Below are 20,975 nucleotides of genomic sequence, written 5' to 3' on the forward strand. Positions count from 1 at the left end.
CCTTGTATCAAGCAGCATTGCTGATACAAGGTTTTTTCATTCTATTTGTTATTGCGTTAAATCGAGTAATTTTTGTTTCAAGTCTTCTTCCATATGGCCAAGTTCGACTTCTGCATGACGACGTTTTTCTTTTCCTTCTTGTTGGATACGAAGTGTTTCTTGGATCGTTTCGATCAAATCATTTTGTGTGGTTTGCAATGTTTCGATATCCACGATGCCACGTTCATTTTCTTTAGCAGTTTCGATGGCAGAGATTTTCAACATTTCTGAGTTTTTCTTCAATAAATCATTGGTTGTTTCAGAAACTTGTCGTTGTGCTGTAACTGCATCTTTTTGTCGAAGCAAGGTCAATGCGATAACCACTTGGTTTTTCCATAATGGGATGGCTGTAGCAATCGATGCTTGGATCTTTTCTGCCAATGCTTGGTTTGTATTTTGGATCAAACGGATCTGTGGCGCTTGTTGGATCGTGATCTGTCTGGCTAAGCGTAGATCATGAGTGCGCTTGTCTAGGCGATCAAGAAACTGTGTATAATCATTGGCGATCTGTACATCCATTTGATCCCCTGTTTCTTCTGCTTTTCGCATGGCTTCTGGAATGATCTTTGTCTGTAATTCTTCCATTTTTAATTCGCCAGCAGCGATATAAATGTTCAACGCATCAAAATAATCTTTATTTTTTTGATAAAGTTGTTCTAACATCAGATTGTCTTTTAATAGGCCATCTTTTTCTTTGTCTAATTTGACTGAGATCTTGTCGATTTGCGCACCGATTTTTTGGTATTTGGCAGTGACTTCATAAATCGATTGTTTGACTTTACCGAATACGCGTTGGAAAATATTTCCTTCTCCTGCACGTAATTCATCTGGATTTGCTTCTTGAAGGCGGTACATCAGTTCAGTCAATGAATCACCGACTGGTCCGATATCTTGTGCTTGCACGTGATTCAACATCGACTGTGAGAACTCACCTAATTTTGTTTGAGCAGCTGAACCGTAGCTGATGACCGATTGAGAATCAGTGACATCGATTTTTTCAGCCAATTGTTTGGCTTGTTCTTGTCTTTCAGCAGGTAATTTATCAATCAGCCGAGCAGCAGTTTGCTGTTCTTGAAGTGCATTGATTTCATTTTGTTGTGTTTGAGTCAATTTATCGACGGGTGTCGAAAAAGGATTATTCAATAAATCTTCTAAAGTATCATTTACAGGGGTTACTTCGTGTTTTGGTTCATGTGGATTATTTTCCATTAAAATTCCTCCTTATCGATTAAGCTAGAAAAAGTACCCGAAACAATCAGACGATGTCTAAGTGTTCCGAGTCCAAGAAATAAACGTGCTTATTCTTCTGGTACATCTTTATTATCACGCTTTAAGCTTTGTTTCGCAACAGATATCTCTACATCGATATCTTCCAAATCTTCCGAAACGAAATCTTGATAGTCTTTCGCGACTAATGAAGCAAGTTGATCAATAATCTGGGTACTTTCTTCCAGTTTTTGATAGGTCTGTTTGTTTTTGATCTCGTGTTCATTGATCTCAATATATTTGTTTGTCAAATCCACTAGGTTTGGCAAGTGGGTGTAAAGGAACTGACTCGCATCGTGCAATCGAGTGGGTTCTTTTACGAGTTCTTTGAACAAACCTTTTGCTGCTTTTACCGGTTCGTGACGAAGATCGATCGCTTTAAGCTTTGCCGTTTCGTACATATTTTTTTCTAGTTGTTCGATTTCATTTTTTGTTTGATTCATCGTTTCTCTAAAAAAAGAGATTTCACTCGGTGTCATGCCGTTTTCGCTATAATGGGTCGCTAATTTGTCAGATAGATTTGGTAAAGCTGTTTTGTCCTTAGGTTTTTTACGAAAACCAAAAAGCCCCCAAATCAGCAAAACTGCGCCAATTAACAAGATCATTGATATGATCGATACATCATTTTCACTATAACTGAAGAACAGTATCACTAAGAGTAAACCTACGATCCATTTCCAATTCTTTTTAATCATCCTAAAAACCTCCATGTATATTCATTGTCCACTCTGCTCATCTACTTCTTTATTTTAGCACAACCTTCTTAATAATTAGTATCGGACTAAAGGTGGATTTTATGAGTTTATAGAATTTCTAAGGTTTGGATATGGTAAACTAAGTAAGAAATCAAAAAGAAAATTGAAAAAAACAAAAAAAGTAGTTATTATAGGACAAAAGAAAGCAGGGGAAAAGATGCTTGAATATGAACAGTTTGAAGAGAAAACGATCCAACGAAAAGAAATTTATCATGGAGCGATCATTGATGTCGCTGTGGATGATGTTCGCTTACCAGATGGAAATATCGGGAAGCGTGAATTAGTCTTTCACCCCGGTGGTGTAGGAATCATTGCTTTTGATGAAAAGGATCGTCTACTATTAGTCAAACAATTCCGCAAACCTTTAGAGAAAGTGATCCTCGAAATACCAGCTGGTAAAATTGATCCAGGAGAAAAACAAGCGCCTGAGATCACTGCTGCTAGAGAATTAGAAGAAGAAACTGGATACCGCGCAGAGCGTTTGGATCATTTGACTTCTATGTATTTGTCACCAGGATTTGCGAATGAACTCCTGCATATCTATCATGCAGTAAATATCGAAAAAGTGGAACAGCCTCTCGCACAAGATGAGGACGAAGTATTGGAACTTTATGCGTTGACTTTAGCAGAAGCAAAACAAGCGATGTCAGATCAAGTCATTTGCGATGCAAAAACGATTTATGCGATTCAATACTGGGAATCAATGAACAAAGGAAAGTAGAGGGATCGATTGATGGTCAAAGGACCGCTAGTCACACGTAGCGAAATCCGTAAACGACAGCAAGAACAAGCACAAGAATCATTAAAAAAACAAAGAAAAGCGGAAGCTACGTACAAACAAGAAGAAAAAAAGATCGCGAGTTTTTATCGTAAAGAACAAAAGAAAAATAAGCCAATCACGAAAACAAGAGCAGGCGAACGAGAAAAAACACGTAAATGGAATGCTGTTTTGATGAAAGGCTTGGTTATAGTCATTTTATTGTTAGCCATCGTTTTTCTGGCAGTTGCATTTATATAGAAAGAAGGAACAACTAAATGAAAATTGGAATCATCGGAGCAATGGAAGAAGAAGTAAAAATTTTAAGAGAGCAACTAGGACAACCCTTATCATGGGAAAGAGCAGGCGCTCTGTTTATCTCAGGCTCATTAGGCAACCATGAAGTCATCGTTGTACGTTCAGGTATCGGGAAAGTCTTAGCATCGATCACAACAAGCTTATTGATCCAACAATATGGTGTAAACATGGTCATCAATACAGGATCAGCTGGTGGCATTGGTGAAGGTCTACGTGTAGGGGATGTAGTGATCTCTGACAAAGTTGCCTATTTTGATGCAGATGTTACAGGGTTCGGTTACAAGCCAGGACAATTACCAGGTATGCCACTTTATTATGAAGCAAGCACGTATTTACGTTCAGAAATGAAAAGAGCCGCAGAAGCAACCAACTTGAATGCAAAAGAAGGCTTGATCGTCACAGGAGATACATTTGTTGATTCGCCAGTCAAAGTCCAAGAGATCTTAGGCAATTTCCCTGAAGCACTTGCTTGTGAGATGGAAGGGGCTGCAGTCGGTCAAACGGCACAACAATTCAATATTCCTTTCTTGATCGTGCGAGCAATGAGTGATACTGCGGACCATTCAGCGACACAAAGCTTTGACGAATTCATCGAAGAAGCAGGGAAACGTTCAGCTGAAATGGTGATTGAATTTGTCAAACATCTTGTATAAGGAGTGAACCGAATGAAAGCATTGATTTCGATTGATTACACCTATGATTTTGTGGCAGACGATGGGAAATTGACGACTGGAAAGAGCGGTCAGGCAATTGAACCAGCTTTAACGAAGTATACAAAAAAGTTTATTGATGAGAAAGAATTTGTCGTATTTGCGATCGATGCACATGATCCCGAAGATGCTTTTCATCCGGAAAACCAATTGTTTCCACCACATAATGTAGTCGGAACGAGTGGCCGCGATCTGTATGGTTCATTGCAAGAGATTTATGCGGAACATCAAACACAAGCCAATGTTTATTGGATCGATAAACGTCACTATTCTGCATTCAGTGGAACAGATCTTGACATTCGTTTACGGGAACGTGGGATTACAGAGATTTATTTGACAGGTGTTTGTACGGATATCTGTGTCTTGCATACAGCAGTCGATGCCTATAACCTAGGCTATCAATTATTTATTTACGAAGATGCAGTTGCCAGCTTTGATCCAATCGGACATGACTGGGCATTGAAACATTTTCAAACAGCCCTTGGTGCGGAGATCATTAAGGGATAAAAAGAGTGAATAAAGTGGATAAAGGCGTTTATATCGTACTTTATCCACTATTTCTATTGGTCATTAACTGAAACAAAGAGAAATAGATACATACAAATTGATCAATGGGGTGTGCATAAAGTCGTTTCTACGTGAAGGGAAGGAATCGGTATGAGAAAAGGGAAAGCAAATTTGGGTTTTTTAGGTTTACTGGGAATTTTAGGGTTTTTAGGATATTTACCAAATCTCTCAGGGTTATTTTCGCTCTTTGCATTATTTTCTTTGTTTGGCTTTTTTTTGGATAACAAAAAATGGGGAAGGTTTGAAAGATTTTTTTACGAAAGAAAGAGTTTTAACCAGAAGTATCTTAGTGAAAATTATAATTTTTTCACTATTATTAGCATATATTCTAACTATAAAACTGGGAGAGTTACAAGCGTTCGTCACTATATTTATTAGTATGTTTTTTTCTCTGTTAATTGTTTTAAATTCATATCTGAGCAGAGACTAGTAGGAGTAGTGTCTGCTGATCGGTGAAGAAAGTGTAAAATCATACATAAATTCAAATTAAAAATATCAAAAAGAAATATGAAATAAGCTGAAAAAGGCTCTTCGACAAGTAGTGTTTCTATTTCTACTATTAAGGGGAGTAGAAATGAATCTGGCGACTGAACCCGTCAGCAGTACTTGCAAGTTTGGTAGTAGGTTGTGATTAAGAATATTCCTTTGAATACCATAAGTTAAATAATTGTTATTTGCGAAACTTTTAGAGTATTAATGATAATAAAAGCCAGCTTCGAAATATACTAATCTTGTAGTAGAAATAGATTTGTTTGCATTCTTTACTGCTCTCTCATTTGGGGAAGTAGTTTCTTTTTGAGGTATTTTTGGAATAACTACAAAAGGTTTTAGTACTGAAGATGCTATTGCTAGAGGATTGGACACAAGTGGAAATGGTTGGATTGGATGATAGGTTGGTGAACCAAGCAATGTTTCACAGACTGTTTATTACGTAAGGTACATAAAATAAAACAATGTAAGTAAGGTGAAATAATGAAAAAACTGGATTCCCGATATATCGTGGGTGTATTTCTCTTATTGTTTGTTTTAAGAGGAATCTTAGAATTTATTTGGAAAGGAAATCATTCATTTACTCTCGATGAAATTTATTTTAGAGTCCCGATTGTTGTTGGTGTTGTGATTGGATTGATACCAATTCATAAAGGCTGGGGTACGTTTAAATCTCTTTTTTTCATCTTTTTGAGTGATTATTTACTGAAAAAATCATTTGATCTTTTAGGATTAGAAAAAATAACTTTTACACTAGTACCTTATCTTATTATCTTAGGAGTCCTTTTAATTATTTTTTTTGCTAGATTGATTATAAAAAACAAAAAAGGGGTTTCCCTACACTAAAAGAAGATCAGATAAAAAGGGGTTGTGACAGAAGTGTTCAGCCTTATTTTAGAAGAGGTTAATTCTGTTCCTACCCTTAGGTGGTGGAAGGGTACTAATGTATCACTCCTTTTTTGGTGTTTATTTATTAATGAGGAATGGAAGAATATAACAAATAAGAAGAATCGGTAATTTTCCATTATTTTCAGATTCAGACTTCTGTTTGTGGTTGATAGGAGAAGTGAGTGCAAGTTTCTAAGCTCACTTCAGCTGATTAAGTAGGAGATTATCTATAAAAATGAGCTAAATATAACAGAGCTTTTTTCGATTGGAGAAATGCACAAACTTTTGAAAATAGAGGTGGGTGGAAAAAACCAGGAAACCCACCTGAAAAACTGAACACCGCTGAAAGTCAGTTAAGTCAAATTGTGGGAGTAACCACCACTCGAGAATCAGAGTCAAAGATTGGTATAGAGATAAAATGAAAAAAGACTGTTTATCGAAGAAATCACTGTAAATAATATGATATAATTTTGAGGTAGAGAAGTGAAAAGATGGTGGCTAATCTCTTGAAAAAGGGGTGATGCCTATGGTTCATAGCTTTATCCCTAGAAGGGGGTAGGCAAGTGTCAAGTTTTGAAGCAATGCAACTGATGATCGCTTTTGCGACGTTAGTTTTGCTGATTATTGACCATAAAGACCAAAAAAAGTAACCATCTAATCCACTTTGGCGAGTAATTAGATGGTTAGAATATCAAACTAATAAAAGCTGCCGTCTTTTTAACGGTTCTACAAATGAGCTATGTTAGCGCATAGCTCATTTTGTTAATCATAGTATAGCAAAATAATTTTACCCCTGCAAATATGAAATAGACAAGTGTCGATTTTTTGAAGCAATGCAACTGATGATCGCTTTCGCAATGTTAGTTTTGCTGATTATTAACTATAAGACGTTAATACAATGAAATATAACTTTAAAAATAAGAGTATAAAGCAAACATTTTGGTGTGTCTGCTCTATACTCTTTTGACTTGTTATTTAACTAAGGTTAGCTTTTGGAACATCGTTTATTTGAATTTAAATCAGAAACAAAAATGAATTTGCAAATGAATTTATTTTTTTGCCCCATACACCTAGTTTGTTAGGGAATTATTTACCAAATATGCACACGTTCTTCAGGTGCTAGATACATCGGATCTTCTTCAGTGATCGCAAATGTTTCATAAAACTCTGCTAAGTTTTGTGGCTGGATATTCGCCCGAAGTTTCGCAGGTGCATGAACATCGATTTGTAAAAGTAATTGTTGGTATTCTTTTTTCGCTTTTGTACGCCAGATTGTCGCCCAATTCATGAAGAAATCGGCTGCTGAATAATCGTCTTCTGTCATTGCAGCTTCTAGTGCGCAACTTAATCCGCCAGCATCTGCAATATTTTCAGAAACGGTTAGTTTTCCATTGACTGTGCCATCAGCAAAAGGTACACCGTCAAACTGTTCGATCATGGCTTGCGCTTTTTCTTGGAAATGAGCGAAGTCTTCTTCTGTCCACCAGTTATTCAAGTTACCGAACTCATCAAATTTCGCCCCGTTGTTGTCAAACGCATGGGAAATCTCATGGGCAATGACTGCACCGATTCCGCCGAAGTTTGCCGAGCTAGATTGTTCCAAACTATAAAATGGTGCTTGTAAAATCGCAGCTGGGAAAACGATCACGTTTCGGAATGGATGATAGTACGCATTGACTGTATCCGCGCTCATTTCCCATTCATCACGATCAACAGGCTTGTTCCATTTACTGAAACGGTCTTTTAGGGTTAGATGACTAAAGTTCAACGCATTTGAAAGCAAGGTTCCACCTTCATTTGCGGGAACTGTTTGGAACGCATCGAACAAGGCAGGGATTTTATCAGGGTAACCGACTTGGATGCCTAATTTGTTCAATTTCACAATTGCTTTTTCTCGTGTCGCATCACTTAACCATTCATTCGTTTCGAGTCGTTTTTGGTAAACATTGATCATTTTCTTGACCATTTTTTCGACATCTTTTTTCGCTGCTTCGCCAAAATACTTGTTACCGTAGTAATCGCCCAACACATGATCAAACTGTCCAGAAGCAAGGTAGTAAGCTGCTTTCTTTTGTGGCATTGCTTCATCGGTTCCTGATAAAGTCCGAGAGAAGATCCCACTGACTTGACGGAAATCTTCAGATAGATAACTGCTTAGTGAACGCACCGTTTTTACGATCATCCAACTTTTAAGTAGTCGGAAATGTGGTGTCGTCAAAAGTTCAGCTAAATGTTCAAAGTAGACAGGGTCAGTAACGATCACTTGGTCTGGACGTGTGCCGATCAAGCCAGTAGTCAAGGTAGTTAAGTCAAGAGCATCGGTATATGCCGTAAATTCATTAAAGGCACGTGGATTGTACATTTGGCTATAATCTGCATTTTCTTCCGCGCTTTTAACATGGGGCGCAATCAATTTATCGAATTGGATCGCTTGTTCGACGATTGCTTCTGCCTGACTTCTTTCTCTGCCTGTCATTTCTAAAAGTTGGACCATCATATCAAAAAAGACGGACAATAATTGAGCACCATTTGGATGTTCTGCTTCATAATAAGTTTTATCTGGTAAAAATAAAGAGGGTGGTGAAGCGAAAAAGGCATTGACTTGCGCATTTTTCATATCTGCATCCACATCTAAGACAACAGGCAACGGTAAGCTGTCCAATGTCCATTCGGGAAATTGCTGATTTAATTCGTCAAAGGAAGTGAGTTGCTCGATCCTTTCGAGGATTGGTTGTAAAGGTGTAGCACCTAATTGATCTCTATATTCATAATCATTTGCTAGTTGATAATATGCAAGGAAGTGACGCATTTTATCAGATGTAACTTTTGTTGGATCAGCTAACATCTCATCTGTATCTCGCATCATTAGTTGATCAATGCCATCAACTAAATCCTGAAACCCACCAGTTGCTGGCTTATCGGCAGGAATTGTTGCTGTTTTTAACCATTCTTCATTTACTGCTTCAAAAAAATCTTGTTTCAAACGTTCTTGGTTCATTGAATCATCGCTCCTTTTTAGTTCCGTGTGCCCATTATCTAACAAAAAAGCAGAATAAACAAATGGAATGTAAAATCTATTTCAAAGCGACAAATTTTGTAATCGGTTTCTTTTGTAAGCAAGCTCTAAAAATCATTTTACATACGAATCAGGAAAAATGTTCAAAACGCGCAATCAACCATTAGTCGATCTGATTTATTTTTTTAGGACTATCCCTTATAATGTAGGTGGAGGTGATTGATTCTGAGTAAAGTAAGTGGGAAATGGCAAGAAATCACGCTCGATGGCAAAACAGAGCGAATCAGTGAGTTTCGTCTGCTAAAGAGAAGACGGGAGAACGAATACTATTTAGCAGTGATTTTTGAAAATGAGAGTTATTTGATCGTTGATCCTCATGGAAAACCAGTCGAATTTATTACAGCGGTAAACGCCTATTCAACAAGCATTGCAACATCCACTATGTGGCAAGAAGCCAGTATAAATGCAGAAGGAATTGACGATGAGCTGATCGATAAACTTCTGGCAAAGTGGGCGCAACAAGCGCCAACGACTTATTTAGTTGATTGTTGGGTAGGCTTGCCAGAGCAACGTTTCTTGACTTATAAAAAGTGGCGAACAACGTCTGGTTATCTTTGTGGCACTTATGCGGCAGCAGTGTTACTTGCCTACTATCAAGATTATCGTATGCCGAATCTGATTCCTTCAGATATTCGCCGAAAAGATTCCCGCGATGCGAAAGAATTGATCCAAAAACTGCGTAAAACGATCCAACCTTTAGGCTTGCCCACTGTACCTATCCAAGTAAGTACAGGGATCTCAGCCTTTTTTAGAACACAACAACAACCGATTTATGCCAGAAGTACAGTAGTCGGTTCTTGGCAACGAGCAACAAAGCGGATTCGCGAAGGAAAACCTGTGATGATCGGTATTTTAAGATTGCTAGGCAGTACCTACGGCAATCATTGGGTCACTGCTTATGCTTACTATGAATCAGCTTCTGGTGAGCGTTATTATAAAGTCCATGATAATTGGGGAAACACAAATAAAGTGATTCCTGCAAGTTGGGGAAATGGAACAGTCTCACTTCCTTGATTATTTTCAGAAAATACCAGAAATACGGAACGAAATATGTTAAACTATCGAAGAATAGAGAAGTTTGGGAGGATGTCATGAGTAAAAAGTATCAGGACGACACGTTGAAAATCTTTAGTTTGAATGGGAATCGACCGTTAGCAGAAAAAATCGCCAAAGTATTTGGAACAGAGTTAGGGAAAAGTGTAGTCAAACAATTTAGTGATGGAGAAATTTCAATCAACATTGAAGAAAGTATCCGTGGCGACCATGTCTACATCGTTCAATCGACGAATGCACCAGTCAATGATTACTACATGGAATTATTGATCATGATCGATGCGATGAAACGTGCAAGTGCCAAAACGATCAATGTGGTGTTGCCTTATTATGGTTATGCGAGACAAGACCGTACAGCGAAGCCCCATGAACCAATTACAGCAAAATTGATTGCGAACATGCTTGAAGAAGCAGGAGCGACACGTGTATTGACCTTAGATCTGCATACGGTGCAAGTACAAGGATTCTTTGATATTCCAGTAGATAACTTATTTACAATGCCATTATTTGCGCATTATTACCGTGAACTTGGTCTGGTCGGCGATGACATTGTCGTTGTTTCACCAAAGAACAGTGGTGTCCAACGCGCGCGTAGCTTATCAGAGTACTTGAATAGTACGTTAGCGATCGTTGATCATGCGGACGAAGAAGTCGAAGGGACAGCAGCAAGTTACGTGATCGGGAATGTTCAAGGAAAAACGTGTATCCTGGTTGATGATATTTTAAATACTGGATTGACATTCGCTCGAGCAGCCAAAGTCTTGAAAGAAAATGGCGCCAAAGATATCTATGTTTGTGCTTCCCATGGCTTGTTGTCAGAGCCTGCAAAAGAGATCTTGGACGAAGCACCAATCAAAGATATCTGTATCACTGATTCTGTGTATACACCAGAAGACCGTCACCCAGAAAAATTGACGATCGTCACTTGTTCAAACTTGATGGGTGAAGCCGTCAAGCGTATCCATGAAAACACGCCAATGAGCCCACTGTTCCGTTTGGAAGAGAAGAGCTTTAGATAAAAATGAAACACCATAAAATGACGGAATTTAGGTCATTTTATGGTGTTTTTTGCTAGGAACTTGGACATATCTACTAAAAAATCCTCTTTTTGCCTAAGTTTATTTTTGGTAACTGGCTATTTCTATGCTAGAATGTGCCTAGTTCTATTTGAAAGGGATGAATACATTGGGCAATATTTATTTAGATCATGCAGCGACGACGCCGATGCATCCGTTGGTAATCAAAGAAATGATGGATATCATGGAAGGGACATTTGGCAATCCTTCGAGCATTCATGGATTTGGTCGGATGGCTCATGAAAAATTAGAAAATGCTAGACAAATCGTGGCAGATAGTTTGCACGCCCGCCCGCATGAGATTATTTTTAACAGTGGCGGAACGGAAGGTGATAATACTGCGATTCTTGAAACAGCATTCTCACGTCAAAATGAAGGGAAACATCTAATCACTACAGTTATTGAACATCCAGCAGTCTTGAATACGATGAAGTATCTTGAAAACAAGGGTTTTGAGGTTACATATCTACCAGTTGACCAAAAAGGAAATATCTCGATCGCTGACTTCCGCTCGGCTTTAAGAGAAGACACGATTCTAGTCTCGATCATGTACGGGAACAATGAAATCGGTAATTTATTACCAATCAAAGAAATCGGTGAAATTTTACGAGAACATCCAGCCTATTTCCATACGGATGCTGTTCAAGCTTATGGTAATCAAACGATTCATCCTCAAGAGTTAGGAATCGATCTTTTGAGCATATCTGGTCATAAAATCAATGGACCGAAAGGAATCGGTTTTTTATATAAAAGAGATGGCGTAAATATCCCACCTTTGCTTTTAGGGGGAGAACAAGAAGAAAAACGCCGTGCCGGTACAGAAAACTTAGCGGGGATCTGTGGATTAGCGAAAGCGGTAGAAATATTAACACTTGAAGAAAGAGAAGCACGTAATAAAAAATACTTGGACTTCCAACAACTGATTTTAGATAAATTGACAGAAAATGAGATTGAATATGCAATCAATGGGGATTTGACGAATAAATTACCTCATGTACTGAATTTACGTATTCCAGGGATCGTCAACGATCTATTGTTGATGAAATTGGATCTACAAGGCTTTGCGATCTCGATCGGTTCGGCATGTACTGCTGGAAATATCGAACCTTCTCATGTACTAGAAGCCATGTATGGAAAAGGAACACCATTCTTGAAAGAATCCATCCGCATCAGTTTTGGCTATGGGAATATAGAAGAAGAAGTCCAACGATTTGCTGATGGTTTAGTCAAAGCAATCTAAGCGCTAAAAAACCTAGTAAAACGAGTTAGAAACTTTTATAATAAAGAGGAAACTAAACTTACTGAGGTGAAAAAGATGGCATTTGAACAAACAGCGTCCGTACTCGGTTCTCCAGTTAGCTACCGTTTACATCCAGATGCAAAAAGATACACATTACGCGACAATGGCTTTACAGAAACAAATGGCGGGAACTATCAATTGATACGTCCGCTTGATGCAACACCACAAAGCAAAGAGGGTTTTAAATTAAAAATCACGGTTGCAAAAGACATCAAGACAATGAAGATGTCGATCACGACAGCCAATGGCTTGCGTGCAGTCGATATTTTTAAAGATCCAAAGCAAAAAATGAGTCAAGATAAGTTTTATTTCTTGATGGATAGCATGATCAGTCGTGGACTATTTGAAAAAGTAGAAGGCTAAGTACTCATGTGAAACAATAAAGAAAAACAAAAAAGTACCTAAACACTAGAAAAACAAGTGCATGTATCGTCTTCATGTGACAGCGAGCATGCGTAACTGTCCTTCCTAGCGCTTGGGTACTTTTTTATTTATCGGTCAATGATCATTCAACTTTTGACCATTCATCTAATGTTTTTCCTTGGGCATCTTTTAGTTCTAACCAACTATTTGTTCCGCCATAATACAGTAATAGGCTAGCTTCATTCACACTTTTGACGATGATGTCCTCCACAACTTTCCCATCTTTGATCTGCTCTTGGTAGTCAGCCCGCATCTTATCTCCATATTTCGCGGCATAACTAACCGAACCATCTTTATTCAAAGGGGCATCAAGTAATAACGTAGCGCCAGCTTTGATCAACATCTCATTGCGACTGATCCAGTAAAGTGTTGCCTTGCTACCACGAAATTCCACAGTAAAAGGAATCTCGCTGATTTGTTTCGTCCACCGATGACGCGCTTTGGCAGGTTTCTTTTTCGTTGCAGCAAGCGGAGCAAATCCGTAGCCAAACGTTGATAACACAGTCATTACTTTTTCGATCGTCGGGGCTAATTTTTTGGTTGCTTCAACTGGGATTTTTTCTTTGAAATCTTTGTCTTTTTCTAATGTTAGACCAGCTTCGGTGGCTTGATTATTCATTAGATACATAAAATAATCTGCTTCAAGATCCCATGGTAAATGGATAGTGATGACTTGGTCAAAGGATTTTGGGCGGATCTTTGTACCAATTGCCAGACACTTTTTGTCTAAGTAATAAAGATAAAAGGAATTTTCTATTTCTTTTACTGGCTTTGAACAAATAGAGAGTTGGATTTGTTCTTCCTCTAATTGGATCTGTGTTTCAGAAGCAGTGATCGTTGTGTGAAAACTAACCTTAGTCATAGGTGTATCCTCCCGTTTTTTTCTACAGTGTACCATGTTTTTCAAGCAATAATAAAATAATCATAATTATAAAAAAATATAAGACAAATGAATGGTAAAATACAGAAAGAATACAAAATTAGGAGGCGTTATGCAGAAATACTGGAAAAAGAATATTAATTTATTTTTGATGGGACAATTTTTATCAGGAATCACAAGTATGGTTGTTCAATATGCTATTATTTGGTATTTGACGCAAGAAACAGGTTCTGCGACTATTTTAAGTTTTGCCACATTATTAGGAATGCTGCCGATGGTTCTATTAAGTCCATTTGTTGGGCCACTGATCGATCGCTGGGATAAGAAAAAATTATTGATTTATACGGATATCATTGTTGCGATCTTTGCACTTATTTTATCCATTGTAGGAACAGTGATGTCGACCTTTCCGCTCTGGTTAGTGTTTGTCTCTTTATTTATTCGTTCGGTCGCACAGACATTCCAAATGCCGACGATCCAATCAATTTTACCAACAATGGTTCCAGAAGAAGAATTAACAAGGATCAATGGGCGATTGGGTATGGTGCAATCAGCGAATTATATCGTTGCTCCTGGATTAGGTGCTTTTTTATTTGCTGCGGTACCAATGAATGCTTTGATTCTTTTGGATGTATTAGGTGCCATTCTTGGTGTAGGATTGTTGATTCTTGTGGTAATTCCCAAGATGGACATCCAAGGAGAAACGGTTCATTTGTTAGCGGATACTAAATTTGGAGTAAAGAAACTATATGAGAAGCGAGGGTTATGGCATATCATGCTCAATGGGGCAGTTTTCATGCTGTTGTTCATGCCTGCCGCAAGCTTATATCCACTGATGACCATGGGTTATTTTAATGGCACAGTTGGACAAGCGGGATTGATCGAAGTCATTTACGCCGTTGGGATGTTAGTCGGAGGCGCAGTCATTGGTTTTTCTGGTCATTTTAAGAATCGAATGCAGCTAGTGATCATCTCTTATATCGTTTTAGGGGTATCCGTCACAGCAAGTGGTTTATTGCCAGCAACCTCACAAGGATTTATTTACTTTGTTCTGTTGAATGCCATTGCCGGTTTGGCTACGCCTTACTACAATACATTAGTCATGGCGATGATCCAACAAAGTTTTGAGCCAAGCATTTTAGGAAGGGTGTTGGGTGTGTTCAATTCACTGATGTCTCTGTCTGGTCCAATCGGTTTGATCTTTGCTGGACCACTAGCAGATGCTCTTGGCGTGGAGAAATTGTTTGTGATTGCTGGTGTCGGTACATTACTTTGCGCAATTGCACTGTACCTGGTTCCTTCAGCCAGAAACTACGATTTAGAATTACAAAGTAAACATAGCTAAGACAAAGCAATAAATTTCTTTTTTAAAGATAGGCATTGATTGCCTATTTTTTTGTTTTCACATACGATATTTATAAAGGAGAGTGAGCTTAGATGAATTATTTTATCAGTGATATGCATTTTTTCCATGAACGGTTGCTCGGTAATAGTGATTTTTCGCCACGACCATTTAAAAATATTGCCCACATGCACCATCAATTAATCACTAGTTGGAATGCAGTCGTAAAGGAATCCGACCATGTTTATCATCTAGGGGACCTCGCGATGCACCCTAAGTATGAAAAAGGTAGCGCAGAAATTCTTTCCTTAGTCAAAGAACTGAATGGCACGATCCACTTTATCAAAGGGAATCATGACAGTCGGGCCTTTTTCAACTACTTGGAACAACATGATCCGTGGAAAAAGGAAGGAAAGCAAAAGTTTCACTTTTATGATGTAGGTGTCATCATAAAATTCAATCACCAACAATACTATTTGACCCATTATCCATTGTTGCTCGGAGGTAATGATAAAATACGCAATCTTCATGGACATATCCATCACTACAGCGTACCCATCGGCAACGACGTCAATGTAGGCGTAGATGCGCCAGAGCGAGAATTATTAAAAGCAAAACGCCCGTTTGGCACGCCACTTTCGGAAGCAGAGATTGAAGAAATCTATGAAGCCAAGTTTCAAGAGCTACAAAAAATCCAACGCTAAACATCGCTCGATAATTTTAAACCGTTAGTTATTTTTAAATTATTCTTAATTAAAGAATAGTTTAGATAATAAGCGGTTTTTGTTTGCATTTAAATCCATTTTTTTTCTAAATTTTAAGTTATTATAAATCCATATCAAATAGAGAGGTGATGACATATGATCAAAAAATTGAGTGTAAGTTTAGCTTCAGTTGTCCTATTCAGTGCATTTGCTTTTGGTGCTGTTTCTACCTTTGCTGACACATCGCAAGGAACAGAACAAGTCGGTGAAGAAGTAGAAACAAAAGAAGAACTATTAAAAATGTTGCAAGAAGAATACGGCACAGAAGACAGATTTTATCTTGAATTTGAGGATGATGAATACAAAGAAGAAATCAATCCAGTAACTGGAATGGCTAGAACCACTAATAAAAAAACAGGGGAAACGGAAGAATATGAAGCATTCGGGGAATTTGAATTATTTACAAAAGAAGAATTTCTAAAATCACTACAAGAAGAATACGGGACAGAGGACAAATTCTTTTTAGAGTATGAAGATGATCAAACGAAAGAAGAAATCAATCCGATTACTGGAATGGCTCGAATAACAGATAAGGAAAAGGGGACGATTGAAGAGTACGATGCGTTCAAAGCACTTGAAACAGTCACAAATGACAAACTGCTTCAAACATTGCAAGAAGAATATGGTACAGAAAATCGGTTTTATCTAGTCTATGAAGATGAAGAGATCAAAGAAGAGATTAATCCTGTAACAGGAATGAGTCGACTGACTGATAAAGAATCCGGTGAAGTCGATGAACTCTCCCTCATCGAAGAGACAGAAGTTGCTGGATCAAAAGAATAACCATTAGGAAAAGTAGGTGAGAAGAAGGTGGGGGATGGATTACCTCAAGAAATAAGGCGACAGCTACAAAAATTGTTTTCAAATTTTTGTAGCTGTCGCTTTTCTGATGAGGTTACCTATGTTTCCAACGCATATGCGGTTTTAAGGTGTGAGACAAAAGGAAATGTTACTTTTGTCTCACACCTGTTTTATTTTCGACATTCATCTAGATACTAGGTGGAAAAAGTGTAGAGTTCATTTGTTCAATCCTTGCTAACAACTTTATAGATTCATCAGACATAAAATCCAAGGAGCTATTGAAAGTTTAAATAATACAATTGACGAGTTTTCCTTGATTATTCAATCCTTTACCAACAGTGGCTGTCCCATCATTCAAACGTTTAAGATCATTCGTGATATTTGTTGAGTAGACGATAAGGACCTCTTCTTTTGTATATTGATTCAACCAGTCGATCGCGTAATCCACAGATTGGTTGACGCCGATATGATAGTAATAATTTTGGTAAATCTTTTTGGCTTCATCGGTCATTGTAAAATCATGGTTCAGTCCATACCCGTTTTTCTGAGAAGCAGGCGTAGTGAAAGAGCCATGGAATCGTAGATAAGTAGCGGAACGATAGGTACCATTTTCTAGCTTGATCAAGGCATGGAAGTTATTAAAGAAGTAATACCAAGTCGGACGGTTCTTCGTGTAGGATACATCATAATTCAATGGATTCGGATAGGCTAGATCATAATTTTCATAGACACTTAAATTCTCAGTGTAATCAAATTTTCTTTGAGTAAATGCTGGAGGAGTATGTACTACTTGACTAACTAAATAGCCATATGAAGGATGTGCTTTTTGATCGATTTTTGAATAAGTCGGATTATAGCGTAAGTGATTACTATCCGTCGTGATATCTTTTGAGTAAACAATATCAAAGCTACACTGAGTATAGCGATTGATCCAATTCATCACGTAATTTGGGATATCCGCAAGTTCAATACCATTAGGTACAACAGGGATATTTTTATCTGCGTATTTTTGCTTCGCTTCATCAGTCAAAGCGAAATTGGTGAATAAATCTAATTGTGCAACAACATTTCCACTGGCGTTCCGACCGAGTGTAAGTGATTTGTTGGTGTAGGGACGTTGGTTGTTTTGGTCGATGGCTAAGAAATGATAGTCGTTTTCAAGGTAATAAAGGTTAGAATTCGGGCTGAAAACAAAATCTTCACCTTGAAGCGGCGCACCTTCCCCTGACCAAGTAATATTTTTTATATAATCGATGTGTTCGGGAAACGAAGGACTGATTTTTTCCAGTTTATCGGAGCGTTTTATATCATTAGGCGTAATCGTTGGAGATTCGAATAGGTCATCTTTTGACTCGATATCAATTCCTTGAAAATTCGGATCATTTTCAGGCGTCAGGTCATCAATGTTGCCATCAGGTGTAGCGTTCATGTAAGCAGCCCATACAAGCATGGAACAATACCATGTAGATCGGCTAGAGGAGCGGTTACGATGATTATAAAGATCATCAAGATCATGTAAGGCATAACCTTTTCCTAGTTGTGATTCCATAAATCTTACGGCAGCTTTTTTTTGTAAAACTGTTGCTTCAGGTACTCGTAGGATGGAGGCATTGGTATAATCAAAGCGTTCGTCATCTAATACTCCGTAGACAACTCCATCACTTTTGGCACCGAAGTTTCCTTTTGTCGCTTCAATTGTTCGAATATATGTAAAGGTTTCTTCTTTTCCATTGATTATATGTGTTTCTTCAACAATATCATCGACAATCATAACATGATGAAGGTATCTTATGAGAATATCAGCTCTGTTTACCTCAAAAATAACATCTCCAGGCTGGACCGTATTTAACAAGTCATAAGTACCATATTCCGGCTTCTTTTCAAAAGTAATATTATCTAAAGAATTGCCAATATTGAAAGACCATAGTGGTGGGATTTTCGCTAACCGTTCTGCTTCCTCGGTTAAATACGTGTCATTGACGGAATGTGCATATTCTTTTAATTGATCCTCATCTAAATAAGGTGTCTGGTTGTAGTAACCAGCTGAAAATTCCTCAAATGTCTGCTCGAAGGAAGCGTATTCATTTTCGAAAAATTCATAATAATCCTCTAAAGACTGATAAGAGTCCGCTTCGGCATGTACCTGCATATTTGAGAATTGAAGTGAAACGATTAATATAAAAGTTGTGAAAAAAAGTTTGAGCTTCATGATATTTCCTCCTTAATTTTATGATAAAATAATAACATATAAACATTTATAAAAACACCTATTTTTTAATTTTATATGTTTTTTTATATGAATTTATGGAAAAGCTTTTATCTAATTATGTTTATCATTAAAAGTTAATGTGAAGAATTTTTCATTATTTCTCTGCAAGTTAATTGATTTATTTTAAAGTTATTTTAAATTTTATTTTAAATAACAATTTATTGGTTTTTGATTGTTAGATGTATAATTTTTCTATTAATCCAAAAATAGCTTTGATTATTTTAAATGAAGCGAAGAAAGGAGTAGCTTATGAATGGGTACAAAATCGGCTTGTGTATGTCAATGTCCTTATCTATTCTGTGTATTATTGGTTCGCTGATTGATGGACGTGGACTAATTGGATTATTGTTAGTTTTTTTAACAATTATTCCAGGATTTTTTGGGATCTATTTTACAACTAAAATCACTATGGATAAGCTTCTGAAATCTTTTTTGTTCATCGTAAATTATTTATTCGCAACGCATCTTCATATCAGATATTTCATCCAGTTTTTAACGAGGGTTCTATAGGTTGTAAGAGATCAACGAATAAAAATCAGCTGAATCAGCGAATAGCGTTACCTAAAATTTTTAGAAGAAAGGAAGATTAGATGAACGGTTATAAAATCGGGTTAATTGTTTCTATGATTTTATCGATCTTATGTTTATTGGGAATACTCATAGATTATAGAGGGTATGTTGGTTTTATTTTGTCATTTGTAATCATAATTCCTGGCTTTTTGAGAATTTATTTTACTACAAAAACTACCATGAAAAAGTACTTAGAGTGGACTCTGTTAGTTGTGAATTATTTATTTGCGACTACGCTTAGTGGTTGGTATTTTATTCAGTTTATTTTACATTTATACAAGTAATGTATGATACATATCAAAAAATGGAAAAAGGAGGAAATATAATGACCCAAAATAAAAAGTATTTAATTCTATCATTTGTCTTTTTAGGTCTGTCATGTCTGCTTGCTAGGCATTATTTTTTACCCTATATGCAATATCCTCTTATATATAGAAGAATCATTATTATCGGCTGTTGGATACTAAGCGGATTTAGTTTATTTTTTTGTCGAGGAATCAGGAATAAACTTCTGAAAGTGATTGTCATTGGCATCAACATTTTCTGTATCTATGGTTGGTGGCTTTTTTATTGATTGTTAAATTCTATCAAGTAAATTGGTCATCCGAACAATAATAACTTAAATGAAATTATGAAAGGAGATAGTTATGAACGGTTATAAAATTGGGTTAATTGTTTCTATGATTTTATCGATCTTGTGTCTATTGGGAACAATCATAGATTATGGCGGATATATCGGCTTTATCTTGATGTTTGTGATCATTACCCCAGGATTTGCGGGAATCCATTTTACCACAAAAATCACTATGAATAGGTACTTGAAATGGGCTCTGTTAGTCGTGAATTATTTATTTGCGACTACGCTCATCGGATGGGACGTTGTCCATGTTTTCTTACGATTTTTTTATAAATAAAAAGGACCAGACGTATCAATAAAGATATTGAAAGCAGGAGAAAAAAATGATTCAAAATAAAAAATACTGGATTTTGTCGTTTGTATTATTGATACTTTCATGTCTACTTGCTAGACATTATTTTTTATCCTATAGACTATATCCACTTGTATATCAAAGGATTATTGTCTACGGTTGTTGGATACTAAGCGGATTTAGTTTATTTTTTTGTCGGGCGATCAGTAATAAATTTCTGAAACGTATTGTCATTAGCATCAACATTTTCTGTATTTATGGTTGGTGGTTTATATATGATTTTTGAAAATACAGATATTCATAAATTTAAAAGGAGAATAAGATGACGAATAACCAATTCAGATTATCTATAGCAATGTTTTTTTCGATGAGTTGCTTTGTTGGAGGAATCATTTCCGGAGAGAGTGCTCTACGGATTATTTTGTTTTTCATGATGACTTTTCCAAGTCTGCTAGGACTTTATTTTTCCACTAAAGCGGAACTTCGACAGTATAAATGGTTGCTTATTTCTTTGAATTACTTTTTTGCTACGTATATTGTTATTGGGCAATTCATTGAATGGTTTATTAGAAAGTTTATCCAAATGAGTTAAGACTATTTACGAGGAGGAATAGGAATGTTAACCAAGAAAAATTATTTAGAATTTATTCTTTCAATTGTTTTATTGGCAATCTCTATTCTTTTATTTTTATTCTATGCCTAT

The 20,975-nt window shown here is 36.9% G+C and carries 21 protein-coding genes; 16 read left to right on the top strand and 5 right to left on the bottom strand.

Features of this window, described 5'->3' with window-relative positions:
* Window positions 1-48 precede the first annotated feature (48 nt).
* Both IGK01_RS02910 and IGK01_RS02915 read right to left on the bottom strand, forming a co-directional pair.
* Entirely contained in the window at window positions 49-1,248 is a 1,200-nt protein-coding gene (locus IGK01_RS02910) for a toxic anion resistance protein (protein WP_010736201.1), read from the bottom strand.
* 89 nt (window positions 1,249-1,337) lie between these two features.
* Window positions 1,338-2,000, bottom strand: coding sequence for a 5-bromo-4-chloroindolyl phosphate hydrolysis family protein (locus tag IGK01_RS02915; protein WP_438747696.1), 663 nt, complete (start codon window positions 1,998-2,000; stop codon window positions 1,338-1,340).
* Window positions 2,001-2,217: 217 nt separating this feature from the next.
* Between IGK01_RS02915 and IGK01_RS02920 the strand changes: the two genes are divergently transcribed.
* The 8 genes from IGK01_RS02920 (at window position 2,218) to IGK01_RS02955 (ending at window position 6,691) form a co-directional block, all read left to right on the top strand.
* Window positions 2,218-2,781, top strand: a complete 564-nt coding sequence (locus IGK01_RS02920; protein WP_010736199.1) for an NUDIX hydrolase — start codon at window positions 2,218-2,220, stop codon at window positions 2,779-2,781.
* Between the two features lie 12 nt (window positions 2,782-2,793).
* Window positions 2,794-3,078 (top strand): cell wall synthase accessory phosphoprotein MacP, encoded by a 285-nt coding sequence (gene macP / locus IGK01_RS02925; RefSeq protein WP_010736198.1) that lies wholly within the window; start codon window positions 2,794-2,796, stop codon window positions 3,076-3,078.
* Between the two features lie 17 nt (window positions 3,079-3,095).
* Window positions 3,096-3,788, top strand: a complete 693-nt coding sequence (locus IGK01_RS02930; protein WP_010736197.1) for a 5'-methylthioadenosine/adenosylhomocysteine nucleosidase — start codon at window positions 3,096-3,098, stop codon at window positions 3,786-3,788.
* 12 nt (window positions 3,789-3,800) lie between these two features.
* Window positions 3,801-4,352 carry a cysteine hydrolase family protein gene (locus IGK01_RS02935; protein ID WP_023519187.1) on the top strand — a complete coding sequence of 184 codons (552 nt, stop codon included), beginning with the start codon at window positions 3,801-3,803 and terminating at the stop codon, window positions 4,350-4,352.
* A 150-nt stretch (window positions 4,353-4,502) separates the two neighbouring features.
* On the top strand, window positions 4,503-4,790 hold the full coding sequence (locus IGK01_RS02940; RefSeq protein WP_438840489.1) for a hypothetical protein: 288 nt from the start codon (window positions 4,503-4,505) through the stop codon (window positions 4,788-4,790).
* A 594-nt stretch (window positions 4,791-5,384) separates the two neighbouring features.
* Window positions 5,385-5,747 (top strand): hypothetical protein, encoded by a 363-nt coding sequence (locus IGK01_RS02945; protein WP_065096110.1) that lies wholly within the window; start codon window positions 5,385-5,387, stop codon window positions 5,745-5,747.
* Window positions 5,748-6,352: 605 nt separating this feature from the next.
* The gene (locus IGK01_RS02950) at window positions 6,353-6,439 is read left to right on the top strand and encodes a putative holin-like toxin (protein WP_410779225.1); all 87 of its coding nucleotides are present in this window, start codon (window positions 6,353-6,355) and stop codon (window positions 6,437-6,439) included.
* Window positions 6,440-6,595: 156 nt separating this feature from the next.
* Window positions 6,596-6,691, top strand: coding sequence for a putative holin-like toxin (locus IGK01_RS02955; protein WP_353629272.1), 96 nt, complete (start codon window positions 6,596-6,598; stop codon window positions 6,689-6,691).
* 188 nt (window positions 6,692-6,879) lie between these two features.
* Here IGK01_RS02955 and IGK01_RS02960 read toward each other — a convergent pair whose 3' ends face one another.
* Window positions 6,880-8,787, bottom strand: a complete 1,908-nt coding sequence (locus IGK01_RS02960) for a M13 family metallopeptidase (protein WP_010736193.1) — start codon at window positions 8,785-8,787, stop codon at window positions 6,880-6,882.
* Window positions 8,788-9,024: 237 nt separating this feature from the next.
* Here IGK01_RS02960 and IGK01_RS02965 point away from each other — a divergent pair, with 237 nt between their 5' ends.
* From IGK01_RS02965 to IGK01_RS02980, 4 genes are all read left to right on the top strand, one after another.
* Entirely contained in the window at window positions 9,025-9,879 is an 855-nt protein-coding gene (locus IGK01_RS02965; protein ID WP_153830468.1) for a dihydrolipoamide dehydrogenase, read from the top strand.
* A 77-nt stretch (window positions 9,880-9,956) separates the two neighbouring features.
* On the top strand, window positions 9,957-10,937 hold the full coding sequence (locus IGK01_RS02970; RefSeq protein ID WP_010736191.1) for a ribose-phosphate diphosphokinase: 981 nt from the start codon (window positions 9,957-9,959) through the stop codon (window positions 10,935-10,937).
* A 166-nt stretch (window positions 10,938-11,103) separates the two neighbouring features.
* Entirely contained in the window at window positions 11,104-12,234 is a 1,131-nt protein-coding gene (locus IGK01_RS02975) for a cysteine desulfurase family protein (RefSeq protein ID WP_306795947.1), read from the top strand.
* Window positions 12,235-12,309: 75 nt separating this feature from the next.
* On the top strand, window positions 12,310-12,657 hold the full coding sequence (locus IGK01_RS02980; protein WP_010736189.1) for a DUF1831 domain-containing protein: 348 nt from the start codon (window positions 12,310-12,312) through the stop codon (window positions 12,655-12,657).
* 142 nt (window positions 12,658-12,799) lie between these two features.
* Here the strand turns inward: IGK01_RS02980 and IGK01_RS02985 are convergent, their stop codons facing one another.
* Window positions 12,800-13,579: a hypothetical protein gene (locus IGK01_RS02985; RefSeq protein WP_010736188.1), complete on the bottom strand. Its 780-nt coding sequence runs from the start codon at window positions 13,577-13,579 to the stop codon at window positions 12,800-12,802.
* A 91-nt stretch (window positions 13,580-13,670) separates the two neighbouring features.
* Between IGK01_RS02985 and IGK01_RS02990 the strand changes: the two genes are divergently transcribed.
* From IGK01_RS02990 to IGK01_RS03000, 3 genes are all read left to right on the top strand, one after another.
* Entirely contained in the window at window positions 13,671-14,942 is a 1,272-nt protein-coding gene (locus IGK01_RS02990; RefSeq protein ID WP_226076711.1) for an MFS transporter, read from the top strand.
* A gap of 92 nt (window positions 14,943-15,034) precedes the next feature.
* Window positions 15,035-15,643: a metallophosphoesterase gene (locus tag IGK01_RS02995; protein WP_108146445.1), complete on the top strand. Its 609-nt coding sequence runs from the start codon at window positions 15,035-15,037 to the stop codon at window positions 15,641-15,643.
* A 156-nt stretch (window positions 15,644-15,799) separates the two neighbouring features.
* On the top strand, window positions 15,800-16,486 hold the full coding sequence (locus tag IGK01_RS03000; RefSeq protein ID WP_438840490.1) for a hypothetical protein: 687 nt from the start codon (window positions 15,800-15,802) through the stop codon (window positions 16,484-16,486).
* Window positions 16,487-16,790: 304 nt separating this feature from the next.
* Here IGK01_RS03000 and IGK01_RS03005 read toward each other — a convergent pair whose 3' ends face one another.
* Complete coding sequence (locus IGK01_RS03005) at window positions 16,791-18,713, bottom strand: hypothetical protein (RefSeq protein WP_438840491.1); 1,923 nt, start codon at window positions 18,711-18,713, stop codon at window positions 16,791-16,793.
* A gap of 1,277 nt (window positions 18,714-19,990) precedes the next feature.
* Here IGK01_RS03005 and IGK01_RS03010 point away from each other — a divergent pair.
* Window positions 19,991-20,257 carry a hypothetical protein gene (locus IGK01_RS03010; RefSeq protein WP_438770569.1) on the top strand — a complete coding sequence of 89 codons (267 nt, stop codon included), beginning with the start codon at window positions 19,991-19,993 and terminating at the stop codon, window positions 20,255-20,257.
* Window positions 20,258-20,975: the final 718 nt, after the last annotated feature.

The organism is Enterococcus sp. AZ080 (assembly GCF_051714945.1).
GTDB classification, from domain to species: Bacteria; Bacillota; Bacilli; order Lactobacillales; family Enterococcaceae; genus Enterococcus_B; species Enterococcus_B pernyi.

What these genes read in the sequence shown, in the direction of transcription:
- IGK01_RS02910 (WP_010736201.1), bottom strand. Translation starts at nt 1,248, where the DNA reads ATGGAAAATAATCCACATGAACCAAAACACGAAGTAACCCCTGTAAAT.
- IGK01_RS03005 (WP_438840491.1), bottom strand. Translation starts at nt 18,713, where the DNA reads ATGAAGCTCAAACTTTTTTTCACAACTTTTATATTAATCGTTTCACTT.
- IGK01_RS03010 (WP_438770569.1), top strand. Translation starts at nt 19,991, where the DNA reads ATGAACGGTTATAAAATTGGGTTAATTGTTTCTATGATTTTATCGATC.
- IGK01_RS02985 (WP_010736188.1), bottom strand. Translation starts at nt 13,579, where the DNA reads ATGACTAAGGTTAGTTTTCACACAACGATCACTGCTTCTGAAACACAG.
- IGK01_RS02915 (WP_438747696.1), bottom strand. Translation starts at nt 2,000, where the DNA reads ATGATTAAAAAGAATTGGAAATGGATCGTAGGTTTACTCTTAGTGATA.
- IGK01_RS02990 (WP_226076711.1), top strand. Translation starts at nt 13,671, where the DNA reads ATGGTAAAATACAGAAAGAATACAAAATTAGGAGGCGTTATGCAGAAA.
- IGK01_RS02920 (WP_010736199.1), top strand. Translation starts at nt 2,218, where the DNA reads ATGCTTGAATATGAACAGTTTGAAGAGAAAACGATCCAACGAAAAGAA.
- IGK01_RS02935 (WP_023519187.1), top strand. Translation starts at nt 3,801, where the DNA reads ATGAAAGCATTGATTTCGATTGATTACACCTATGATTTTGTGGCAGAC.
- IGK01_RS02980 (WP_010736189.1), top strand. Translation starts at nt 12,310, where the DNA reads ATGGCATTTGAACAAACAGCGTCCGTACTCGGTTCTCCAGTTAGCTAC.
- IGK01_RS02995 (WP_108146445.1), top strand. Translation starts at nt 15,035, where the DNA reads ATGAATTATTTTATCAGTGATATGCATTTTTTCCATGAACGGTTGCTC.
- IGK01_RS02945 (WP_065096110.1), top strand. Translation starts at nt 5,385, where the DNA reads ATGAAAAAACTGGATTCCCGATATATCGTGGGTGTATTTCTCTTATTG.
- IGK01_RS02960 (WP_010736193.1), bottom strand. Translation starts at nt 8,787, where the DNA reads ATGAACCAAGAACGTTTGAAACAAGATTTTTTTGAAGCAGTAAATGAA.
- macP (WP_010736198.1), top strand. Translation starts at nt 2,794, where the DNA reads ATGGTCAAAGGACCGCTAGTCACACGTAGCGAAATCCGTAAACGACAG.
- IGK01_RS02930 (WP_010736197.1), top strand. Translation starts at nt 3,096, where the DNA reads ATGAAAATTGGAATCATCGGAGCAATGGAAGAAGAAGTAAAAATTTTA.
- IGK01_RS02940 (WP_438840489.1), top strand. Translation starts at nt 4,503, where the DNA reads ATGAGAAAAGGGAAAGCAAATTTGGGTTTTTTAGGTTTACTGGGAATT.
- IGK01_RS02970 (WP_010736191.1), top strand. Translation starts at nt 9,957, where the DNA reads ATGAGTAAAAAGTATCAGGACGACACGTTGAAAATCTTTAGTTTGAAT.
- IGK01_RS03000 (WP_438840490.1), top strand. Translation starts at nt 15,800, where the DNA reads ATGATCAAAAAATTGAGTGTAAGTTTAGCTTCAGTTGTCCTATTCAGT.